This is a genomic window from Pararhodonellum marinum, from assembly GCF_015354735.1.
Taxonomy (GTDB): Bacteria; Bacteroidota; Bacteroidia; order Cytophagales; family Cyclobacteriaceae; genus Pararhodonellum; species Pararhodonellum marinum.
Map to the genome: position 1 here is coordinate 167,967 of NZ_JACEFJ010000005.1, position 11,234 is coordinate 179,200.

Genomic DNA, 11,234 nt, shown 5'->3' on the forward strand with positions numbered 1-11,234 from the left:
AATTTTGGTTATTTCAGCTATGAATTTCAAAATTGTTCTCTTAGGTACAGGTCACGTAGCCTGGCACCTGGCTCCAGCAATGGAAAATGCGGGGCACCATGTCTTGCAGGTGTACGGAAGAAATATAAAGGCAGCTTCAAAAATTACCGAACGGCTGTATGAAGCTGAGCCCAAGGATGACCTGGACTTCTCAGAAAGCAAAGCAGAAATTTTTATTTTGGCTGTAAGTGATTCTGCTATCAGTGAAATCGCTGATAAGGTGATCCTTCCAGAAGACAGCATTCTGGTCCATACCTCAGGAACAGTGCCACTGGATTACCTTAACTACAGTTCGGCTTCTTTCACCGGTATTTTTTACCCACTACAGACCTTCACCGCCGGAAGAGAGTTGGAAATGGATGATGTACCTTTTATTTTGGAATCGGATGATCAGACTACGCTGCAGAAGTTGAAAAAATTGGCTAAAAGCCTTTCTCCTCTGCAATATGTGGTTAAATCAAAAGATCGTAAGGCCTTGCATATCGCAGCAGTGTTTTCCAATAACTTTACCAATCATATGATCAGGATCGCAGAAGAGGTGATGCGAAGACAAGGATTGGATTTTGACATGCTCAAACCCCTCATCATTGAGACCATCGGCAAAAGCTTAGAAATGGGATCAAAATATGCCCAAACAGGACCGGCCATACGCAATGATTTTGAAACCCTCGAAGACCATGTTCATTTTCTAAACTACAATGAGCAGCTGGCTGAAATTTATAAACAGATATCTCAGGATATCATCGATTCAAATTGAACTAATTCATGAAAAATTAAAAATATCTTTGTCTAAAATGCAAATAAAATAATTCAAAACATGTTTTTGTTAATGTGAAATTATTTACTAATTTTGACATGGGTGATTAAGCAACTTTTTCTGCTAAAAATTTTAAGATTAAGTCACTGCGAGGGGTATTTTAAAAATCGTTTTTTAGGCCCCTTTCTCTTTTTTGGTGCCTTCCTTCAAAAGTTAATGATCAATCGTATCGTGAGGATATTTAAATTCCATTGTTGATCCCTAATACTAGAGCCAAATTTTTATGGTTTCTTTGATGCTAACAGAAAGAATTCTATCATTTGGACAAACCTGTCTTATTTGAAGGTGTCTGGCACATGTTGTCCTCCTGATACGATTACAAACTTATATAATAGCCCTTTTGCTTCCAATGCTTTGGTAAAAAGTTCACTTTGGCAATAGGGTACCACAATGTCTGCATCAACGGGGATGACCAAAAATTGCGGGTCACTTTAGTAAGCTGCCTTTATTTTTTCTTTATCGGACCTATTCCTTCGATTAATCGAATTCAATGCCTGTTCCTACAGACCCATCCTGTTTTTTTGAACCTAACCATGCTTATACTATTTGTGCTCACCAACACTATTTCTAGCTATTTCAATGTCTCTAGCCACATCTTTTCGCAATAATGCCCAATGGAAAAGATTGTCCTCATTGGGATAAAAGAAATTGTGGTTGTAATGCGTAAGAGGCATATCTTTGTAAAGAGGGCGTGAAATCTGAATTACCTCATCCCAATAAGCCAAAGCCTTTTCAAGGTGATCAATCGCTTCCTGTTGATAATTGGCGTCTGACGTTTTTCTAAAAGTCTGTAAAGCCACTGCTCCACGTAGCTTTTCGGCAAAATATAGGCCTAAATTTGCCCAAATCTTCACATCGGCCACTTCATGCAGAAGGGAAGCATCATTGGATACATCAATCCCTTCAACAAGCCGCAATGCCTCAAGGTTGTCATGCTCCAGATTTTTGGCCAAACTTAGTGGAGTGGTGGACCCGGCACCAAATGAGCCTTTGGTGAGCCCTTTATCCACATAGTCAGCCACTGACACGTAATCTTTATCCATGGTGGGGTGCGCTATCAATTGGTTTACAGAAATAAATTTGGTAGTATCTCCCTGAAGGGCCAAGAAACCTTCACTATACAATGTAAAATCCCATTTGGAGTCATATTGAGAGGCCAAACGAAGCTGGGTGGAAGAGGCCAGAGAAAATGCATTCAACAAATTGTCCCCACCATCTCCATACCGCTGATTGAAAGCCGCTTGAAAAACCTTATCGGGGGTTTTAGGATCATAAAGCAACCTGCCCCAAAGCTTATAAAAAAGCCACTGTCTTTCAAAAGCATATTTCCAGTTGAAGGAACCGTTTGAGGAAGTGAAATAATCTTTGGCGGGAATATAACATTCGGATCCAACGAAGTACCCTCCTACATAGGAAGCTTCTCCGTTACGGGCAATATGTTCTCGGATAAAGCTTGGCACTCCCCACCTCAAGGCAAAGAAATCTTCATTCCTTGCCATCCATGTTATTTTGTAATTGGAAGGAAGGGGATCGAAATAGGTATCGCCCAGATCCCCACCATGGACTTTCACCAGTTTGGGGGTGGAGTGTGCATGGGACCAATTGAACTTCATCTCGGCCCAAATAGGCCCATCGAAGCGGTTTTCCAACCTTTCGATCGCCTCTCTTGTGACTACCTCTACGTTTCTGCTGGTACCGCCTTCAGATGACAGACCGGAAGAAAACGGAACCCGGTGGATCAGTTTTACGGGCCTATTGGCTTCCAACATTCCTGCAATCAGGACATCATCCATCCAAAGTTGTCTTTCCAGGGGAGTCATACCAGCCATGCCTTCCCCATGTGAGATGCCTATGCCATCCAGATCAGGATATTCTTCCAAAACCTGTGTTACACTTTCCCGCAAATACCGACGAACTATCTCAGAGGTATCCCCCTCTACATAATAATTGGGGAAGACATTGTCTTTTGCTAACCCATGGGCTTGGGAAAATTCCTCAGATACAAATATGCTCCAATGTACCAAATAGGTATCCAATCCACGCTCTTTGGCCATTTGGAATATGGAGGCATACAATTTTTTCCATTCCGCCAGTTCTTGATCGGTCCAAGGGCTTGCCTCAGGAAAATTCTTCGGTTTGATCATGAAAGTATATGGATGCATGTTCCAAAGACTGATGGTATTGAAGCGGTTCTTGACCATCATATCCAAAAACGCCTTCCAAAATTCAGGATCTTTTGCTGTCTCCATATGCAGGTCAAGCGCTGAACTCTCACGGTAGGTTTGCCATGGAAGGTTGAATTTGATGGCTCGAAACTCCTGATTTGGACTTGCTTCGGAAGCTTTGATCTCTCCTAGGGTTTGTCCATTTTCTAGGGCCTCCACCACTGCGAGGGCCCCGTAAATCATTCCCCTTTGATCACCCCCATAAATGCTGATGACTTTTGCTTCCGGAATGATAGAAAATGATTCTGGTTTGAGCCGCATGGGATGAGTGGCCAAACTAATCAGGAAATCATAATTGCCGGGTGCTGATTGAATTTGATATCCCTTTTGTTTTAGAACTTGGGAAAGTTGAGAATAAGCATATGTGGATTGGGGTGAGGTTTTGTCATACGCAAGATATACCGATTGTGCTTGTATAGAAGACAAGCTCCCAAATAGCCCAATAGTAAGGCAAATCAACAGTTTTTTCAGGTTTATCATTTCAGGAAATTTTCTTTAGATAAATAGGCAGATGTAGAAAGATACGTAATCGGTCCGGAATTGAAAAGTGTCAATGTTCATGTATCATCTAGAAGGGTCTATTTCCTGATAAGGGGTATAGATTTATGTCACTGTGGTTTCAAAGATGCCCAAGATGATTAATTTTGTCCTTAAACAAACCCAAAATCTACTCATTAATCCCTTAGCTTATGAAAAAATTCTTTGCTTTTGCCCTTCTGATTTTAACGGTTGAAGCCATGGGCCAACGGCTTTCTGACAAGGAGAAGCTACTCATTCAGCGGGTTGAGGAAAATTACGAGGAGATGTTGGGTCTTTTAGAAGAAACGGTCAATATCAATTCGGGCACTTTAAATCTGAATGGTGTCAGGGAAGTGGGTCGTATCTTCGAAAGGGAGTTTCAAACCATCGGTTTTGAAACAGAATGGGTGAGCCTGCCGGATTCCCTAAACAGAGCAGGTCACTTTGTGGCCACAAAAAAGTGAAGTATAGGCAAAAAGCTTTTTTTTATCGGGCATTTGGATACGGTTTTTGAAGCAGATATGCCTTTTTCTCCTTTTACCATCATCAATGACAGCACCGCTACCGGACAGGGAGTGAATGACATGAAGGGTGGAAATGTCATGATCTTTGCCAGCTTAAAAGCCCTACACGAGTTGGGTATGTTGAAAGACCGAACCATTGTAGTTTATTTTACCGGAGATGAAGAAAATGCCGGAAACCCTGAAGAGGTGAGCCGGGGGGATTTTATCAGAAGAGCCCAGTCCTGTGATATTGCCTTAGGTTATGAGACTGCTCAAGGATTTAACATTGCCACTGTTGCAAGGCGTGGGGCCAGTACATGGTCTTTGGAAACGGAAGGCAATCAAGCACATTCTTCGGGTGTCTTCAGTGAAAGGGTAGGCTATGGGGCCATTTATGAGGCATCCCGCATATTGAACCAATTCAGAGAAGAACTAGGAGGGGAAACCTATCTGACTTTTAATCCCGGACAAATTGTGGGTGGTTCTGACATTTCTTTTGACTCCCAAAGTGGAAAAGCTGAGGCATTGGGTAAAACGAATATTGTTTCCCGCAAAGCCTATGTGACCGGTGATCTTAGGTTTTTGGGAGAGGATCAAAAAGAAAGGGCAAGGGAAAAAATGCGGGCCATTGTGGATCAAAACCTGCCTGGCACGTCTGCTAGGATTGTGTTTCAAGATGGCATTCCATCTATGCCACCGACAGAGGGGAACTTGGCATTGGCCGGCATCTTGGACCAAGTCAGTCAGGATTTGGGTTTTGGGGAAGTAAGGCCCGGGGATCCCGGTTCAAGAGGGGCAGGGGACATTTCCTACCTTGCCGAATACTTGGATTGTCTCGATGGAATAGGAGCTCCGGGTAGAGGAGCCCATACCCCAAATGAAACCATCAACTTAAAAGAGTATCCTGACCTGATCAAAAGAAGTACCTTATTGGTGTACCGACTCCTTCACGGAAAATAAGTCTCAAATCCCAACTAAAATCTCGAAACCCGAAAGCCTTCGATGTTTAAAGGAGGGGATTGGCCGCTCAGCAGATTGGCCAAGATTTTTCCCGTAGCTGGCGCAAGGCTGACGCCCATCATGGCATGCCCGGAGCCCACCCAAACGTTGTCAAGGTTTGGCGCGGGGCCGATGTAAGGCAATCCGTCAGGCGTGCAGGGACGAAGGCCATGCCAAATGTCCTCTTGTTTTGGAAAGGTGGCCTCAAAGTCAGGATAATACCGCTTGATGGCTTCAAAAATACCGCGTACCCGGCTGAGGTTGATGGCTTCATTGGTCCCGGCGATTTCCATGGTACCACCAAAACGTACCTCATCTCCGAAAGGGGTCATCGAAACCTTCATGTCTGTCAGGATGCTGGCCTGTTGCAGTTGGGGTTGGTTTTTTTGCATAAAACTGTACCCTTTGCCTCCCATCAAGGGCAATTTAAAGCCCATTATTTCCGCCAATTCAGCTGACCAAGCTCCACCACAAAGAATGATCTTTCCCACATCAATGGCTTCGTTTTGGGTTATCACCTTATTGATGGTGCCGTTTTTCCTTTCAAAAGCCCTTACCAACGAATTGGGTTGGATGGTTACGCCGTTTTTCAACAGGTATTTTTGAAGAAATTGGTATAAGGCTGCGGGTTTAAGATGGGCATCTCCGGGAAAGAGCACGGCTCCCCGGGCATTGACCTGTTGATTGGGTTCCAGTTTTTGGATATCGGTTGGGCTGAGGATTTCTGCTTGCACGCCATTTTTCCTGGCCAAGACAGCAAATTCATTTTCCTCTTTTTCTCCGGCAGAAGTTTGGTAAAGCATCATCAAGCCTTTTTCAACCCATCCAATATCTGTTTTTGAGTGCGATTCTTTAAACTCATGGTAAAGTGATTTACTGTAGAGCCCAAGGTTTTTTAAAAAAGGAATGCTTTTCTCTACTGTTTTTTCATTGGCGGAACGGTAAAAAAGCAGGCACCAATGAAAAAGTTTTCGGTCCCATTTGGGATGAATGTAAAAAGGGCTTTTGGCAGAAAGCATCCACCCGAGTCCTTTGCTGACCATCCCCGGTGAGGCCAATGGCATGATGTGACTGGGCACAACCATGCCCGCATTGCCTGTAGAACAATTGACCTGAAGGTCTCCCTTGTCCAGGATCATCACCTCTATACCCTGTTTATGCAGATAGTAAGCGGTGAAAAGTCCCACTATGCCTCCGCCAATGATAACGGTTGGTTTCATGTTCCAATTTAGCGGGTTTTAGGGGAAATAAAATGATTGAAGCATCATAGATTTCTCCCTTCGGTCGAAATGACCAAGGGGCTACGGTCGAAATGACTAGAGGCGATAAAGTCGAAATGACAAGGGATGCGAGTTTTCAGATATTCCGAATATGAATTTGCTTCAAGAAATCAATCCTTATTGGCAGCAAGGTTTTCCTGTCTGGTATGTATGTTTTGGATGACATGGTTACCTACCATTCTTCCTTGGTCTACCCCATTATCGATGGCGGGGATATAATGAATCCCCCCGTAAAAACGGCTAATGGCAGCCTCTGCCGCTGCTTGGCTGAAAGAATCAAATTCTCTGATCGGTAATCCATAAGCCACTTCAGTGGAATCCACTAAATGTAACTCATCCCCGAGCAAATGGCCTAAGGCCAAAGAAGCAGCCGTTGAAATCACACTGTGACCACTGGTGTACTCAGGAAATGGAGGGGTCTGAAGCAAGGGCAACCAATCCTCATCGATGTGCAGGTTGATGTAGGTTTCCGGTCTTATCAAGACACTGCGGTATTTTTCATCCCAGCAGGAAATAAAACCATCGAATAGTGTGATGGCAGTAACCGCATGTGTTTCTGCGGCAGCTTTCCAATCAAGCCCTTTTGCCTTGGAAGCAATTGAGGCGATTCCGATCCAATGTCCACCAGGGGTAATTTTCTTTTCGGCAAACATCACATGCCCTTTGACATTCATTTTGTAAGGGTTGCAATCCCAGAAATAAGCAATATCGGATTGTTCTTTGGTCAATTCCTTTCCGACCTTGAATACTTCATAGGCTTCCTGATAAAATTCGCTTTCCGGGATGATATCAAATGGGGTAGGGGCTTTAGGAATAAACTGATTGGCTGAATCCAAAAGGAAAGGCCTGATTTTGTTCCAATGAGGTTCAATCCCTTCCATGTAGGCAGGTGGGGTTGGTTTCCAGGAATTGTCATCGTTTCTGATGGTGTATTTTTCGAAGGAGCGGCTTTGGTGATAATTGTCCTTGGAGGCATAGGCCAAGACATGGGCGGCTACCTCTTTGCCCAAGGCCACGGAGTTTTCAAATACCTTTTTGGGAATTCCCTGCTTTTTGATTCTTTCAAACATTTTTTCCTGCTGAGCGATCATTTTCTCTTCCGAAAAAATCAGACTGGTCCCCACTTCATAAAATGCAGTCATGGATGCCAGGGGGAAGTGACACGCTTTGGAAGTATCAAATTCTTTCTTCTCAAAACCATTCAATTGGCCCATCATCGATTTGTACTGGGGATCAGCCAAAACAGCCACCTCGTAAGCGGCGATATTGGCATAGGCATAAATTCTGCTGGCTACCGGTGGAGAAAAAATATCATGAATGATCACCCCTGTGATCTGGGTATTGCCCTGTGCCAGAGCATCACTATCCAACATCGCATCTTTGTAGGCGGTATTCTCTTTGCAACCCCCCCAAACCAACATGCCGGCCAATAAAATGCTTAAAACGGATAATCTGAACTGTATCATGGGTATTGTTATTTGCACTGGACCCGAAATTTAACGGAATTTATTATTATTGTCAACAACTATATCTACCTAGAAATTCCTTAGGGAAGCGGAATCCAAACTGGGTGATCATCGTTTCTGACGGCCAATAGATACTTTTTCCCTCCTTTTTTAACCATTACCATTCTTCTATATTGACCCCAATTGGTCTTTTCATCATAATTTGAGAAGATGGTAGACATGCCATTGGATAGGGAAATCCGGGTAAAGGGCATTGCTGCTGATTTGCCCAAATCATGACGAAAATCATAGAAGTTCCCAGCGGTTAAGACCATGGATTCTGAGCTATCCTTATACCAGTGTAAAGCCATGATCGGGCTAAATTGACTCTTTATGGGAAAAGGGTGGAAATCAAAATCCCCATTTCCATTATTGAGGAAATACCCTGACCGAAGTTCGTTGACTTCAAGTACGTGAGCGGCTCGAAGCACATCATTCCCAAACAAATCTGATGGTTTTCTGATTTGAGCGTAGCTGAAGTAACTTTCGTGTTGCTTTTTGATTACCGGGAGTTGTTTGATCAGGTCATCCCTCGTAGCAAAGGGAACCAATTGATCACCCATATAATGAAAAATAAGCGGATCATCCTGCCCATTGCCATCAAAATCATGGTGGTAAAGGTAAATGGGGTTTTCCTTGCTGGCTTTGAGCTTGGAATTAAGGCCTAGATTCCCTACCAAAATGTCCAGGTGCCCGTCCCCATTGACATCTTCTATCGAAACCGTATTGTACCAGCCTGCTCGGTCATCCAGGCCGGTGATAGGGGTCCTTTTAAATTTTCCATCGCTTGTTTTTTTATAAACCTGTACAGGCATCCAGTCTCCTGCTAGTATCAATTCCTTCACCCCATCCCCATCCAGGTCGGCCCACTGCGCTGCATTGACCATACCAGGTCTAAAGCCTGCTCCAAAATAGTGCTCAGTAGCATCCCTGAACTTTCCCTGGCCGTCATTGATCAAAAGGTAGGAATAAGGAGCAGCACCATAATTTCCCGTCACGACCTGGGCTCCTACAAAGATATCCGGATATCCATCTCCATTTACGTCATGAATGGCCAAAGCGCCGGTGTTTTCCCCTAAAGGGGGTAAAGCATTGGGTGAAAAAACAAGGTTGCCCTGACCGTCATTGAGAAAGAGCCGGTCATAGTTAAACAATTCACCACTGTTCAATTCCTGCCCACCACTTCCTACATACAAATCCGGGAATCCATTTTGATTGGCATCAAAAAAAACGGCCACCACGTCTTCTGCCAGCTTGAGTTGCTCAAAAATCGGTGTAGGTTTTAGGGTGAATTCTCCATTCGGCTGCTGGAGGAAAAGGGCTCCAGGCTGACCTTTGGCCCCTCCCAGGTAAAGGTCATCCAAGCCGTCTCCGTTGACATCGGCCACAGCCAAAGCAGGTCCCATGGAACTGTAGTGCTTGGGCAGCAGGTACTCTCTTTTCTCGGGATTAAATTCCCTGTTTTCCTGATGTTTCCAGGACTCAAATATTTCAGGCTCCTCAACTGCCAGTTGGGTTAAAGGTGATTCATAGGGAACTTCCCGACCATCTCCTTGTCGCAGGACATGGTTTTTTCCTATGTCCAGGTCAAAAATCTCCACCTGATTTCCAGGCCAGATGACTTGGATGGAATCTATCTTTTCTTCCTTTCCCAATCCAAACGTCAGCCTTGGGTCTACACCTGATTGGAACCCTCGGGTATTGGCCACAGTCTGATGAAGGATTTCACCTGCTCGGTAGATCCTGACCTGGGTCCCTATTCCAAATGGATTCAATGGCCCCGCATTCAATTGAAATTGAATGAAATGATAACCCAATTGCTCAGAACTGTTGTTTCTGTATATAAAAGCAGGCTGATCCACATTGTTGATGATCAAATCCAAATCCCCGTCATTGTCCAAGTCTGCATAGGCCGATCCGGTGGAGTAGGAGGCTTGATCCAGGCCCCAGATAGAGGATTTATTCTCAAACCGAAAATCTCCCTGATTGTGATAACTGTAATTGGGCAATTTCACGGTAGGCAGCATCTTTATCTGTTGGGCTTCAATTTCCTCGTCACTTAATCCAGGTGTGGGCTCTTGGCTGTATTGTATGAAATCCAAATCATTGGGTCGCTTGACAATACCATTGGTAATGTGGAGGTCCTTGTATCCATCATTGTCCATGTCAAAAATCAAAGGAGACCAGCTCCAATCGGTGGCATAGGTGCCGGTCAATAGGGCAATCTCACTGAACATACCATTGCCTAGATTGAGCTGAAGGTGGTTTCTCACATACTGGTCTTTGTACCCAAAATTCTTTTTGATGGCAAAGACTTCAGCTTTGTCCTCCCCTACGGATTTCATCCAGATTTCAGGATTTTCTGGCAGCATGTCTGTGGTAAAGATGTCGGGAAAGCCGTCGTTGTTAAAGTCGTTGATGTCATTGCCCATGCTGTAGCGAGAAGTATGGTGTATGGCATCGGACAAGGCTTCCCTAAAGGTTCCGTCCCCGTTGTTGAGGTACAAATAATCATCTTCGGTAAAATCATTGGCCACATACAGGTCCATAAAACCATCGCCATTGAGGTCTGCGGCTGCAATGCCCAATCCAAATCCCAAGCTGCTGGAGAAAATGCCTGCTTCCTCAGTAACATCAGTCATCCTTTCTTCCCCTTGGGCAGCAAGGTTTTTGAACAGCCTATCCCCGCCCATTTCATCCCGGTTTTCACGGGTATCGGCTGCAGAAAAGACTTCTGGCTTTTTAATTGAATGGTTAAGTAAGTACAAATCCAGGTCTCCATCATTGTCATAGTCAAAAAAGAGGGCCTGAGTAGAAAATCCTATGAAGTCTATGCCATATTCTGAGGCTTTTTCTGTAAAGGTCAAGTCCCCGTTGTTGATGTAGAGTTTGTTTTTTCCTTTGAGCCCTTTGTAATCACCAATCTGGCAGACATAAATGTCCAACAAACCATCCCCGTTGACGTCTGCCATGGTCACGCCTGTAGACCAGCCGCCATCTCCGGTCACCCCGGCACTTTGACTGATCTCTTCAAAATTGAAATTGCCTTTGTTGAGGTAAAGCTTGTTCTCCCCCTGATTGGAGTTGAAATAGATATCCACCAAGCCGTCATTGTTGATATCTCCTACAGCGACGCCGCCTCCATTGTAAAAATAAAGGTATTCCAGAATGTTAAGTTCAGGACTTGACTGCAGGCTGTTGTTGAAGTCAATCCCTGTCGTCTCTGAAGACATCAATGTAAAAAGGGTGTCCTCTTCGGGTTTTTGGCAGCCTATCAAAAGGACCAAAATACTTGCAAGGAGGCAAAAGGTATTTTTAGGCATTGTGTTTATGTATCGATGCAGCAA

8 protein-coding genes are annotated in these 11,234 nt (G+C 44.3%); 3 read left to right on the forward strand and 5 right to left on the reverse strand.

Translation table 11 applies throughout. From position 1 onward, the window contains the following. Nucleotides 1–19: 19 nt before the first annotated feature. On the forward strand, nt 20–796 hold the full coding sequence (locus H1A14_RS11765; protein ID WP_194776452.1) for a Rossmann-like and DUF2520 domain-containing protein: 777 nt from the start codon (nt 20–22) through the stop codon (nt 794–796). A gap of 335 nt (nt 797–1,131) precedes the next feature. On the opposite strand, the gene H1A14_RS11770 is transcribed toward H1A14_RS11765, so the two are convergent. Next, nucleotides 1,132–1,272, reverse strand: coding sequence for a hypothetical protein (locus H1A14_RS11770; protein ID WP_194776453.1), 141 nt, complete (start codon nt 1,270–1,272; stop codon nt 1,132–1,134). Nucleotides 1,273–1,398: 126 nt separating this feature from the next. Further along, on the reverse strand, nt 1,399–3,561 hold the full coding sequence (locus tag H1A14_RS11775) for a hypothetical protein (RefSeq protein ID WP_228527748.1): 2,163 nt from the start codon (nt 3,559–3,561) through the stop codon (nt 1,399–1,401). Between the two features lie 209 nt (nt 3,562–3,770). On the opposite strand from H1A14_RS11775, the gene H1A14_RS23345 reads away from it, so the two are divergent. Then, nucleotides 3,771–4,064 (forward strand): hypothetical protein, encoded by a 294-nt coding sequence (locus H1A14_RS23345; protein WP_317174884.1) that lies wholly within the window; start codon nt 3,771–3,773, stop codon nt 4,062–4,064. 33 nt (nt 4,065–4,097) lie between these two features. Beyond that, nucleotides 4,098–5,063 carry a M20/M25/M40 family metallo-hydrolase gene (locus tag H1A14_RS11780; RefSeq protein ID WP_317174885.1) on the forward strand — a complete coding sequence of 322 codons (966 nt, stop codon included), beginning with the start codon at nt 4,098–4,100 and terminating at the stop codon, nt 5,061–5,063. Between the two features lie 14 nt (nt 5,064–5,077). Here the strand turns inward: H1A14_RS11780 and H1A14_RS11785 are convergent, their stop codons facing one another. The 3 genes from H1A14_RS11785 to H1A14_RS11795 form a co-directional block, all read right to left on the reverse strand. Beyond that, nucleotides 5,078–6,322: an NAD(P)/FAD-dependent oxidoreductase gene (locus H1A14_RS11785; RefSeq protein WP_194776454.1), complete on the reverse strand. Its 1,245-nt coding sequence runs from the start codon at nt 6,320–6,322 to the stop codon at nt 5,078–5,080. Between the two features lie 170 nt (nt 6,323–6,492). Then, entirely contained in the window at nt 6,493–7,848 is a 1,356-nt protein-coding gene (locus H1A14_RS11790) for a vanadium-dependent haloperoxidase (protein WP_194776455.1), read from the reverse strand. Nucleotides 7,849–7,928: 80 nt separating this feature from the next. Next, nucleotides 7,929–11,210, reverse strand: a complete 3,282-nt coding sequence (locus tag H1A14_RS11795) for a VCBS repeat-containing protein (RefSeq protein WP_194776456.1) — start codon at nt 11,208–11,210, stop codon at nt 7,929–7,931. Nucleotides 11,211–11,234 lie beyond the last annotated feature (24 nt).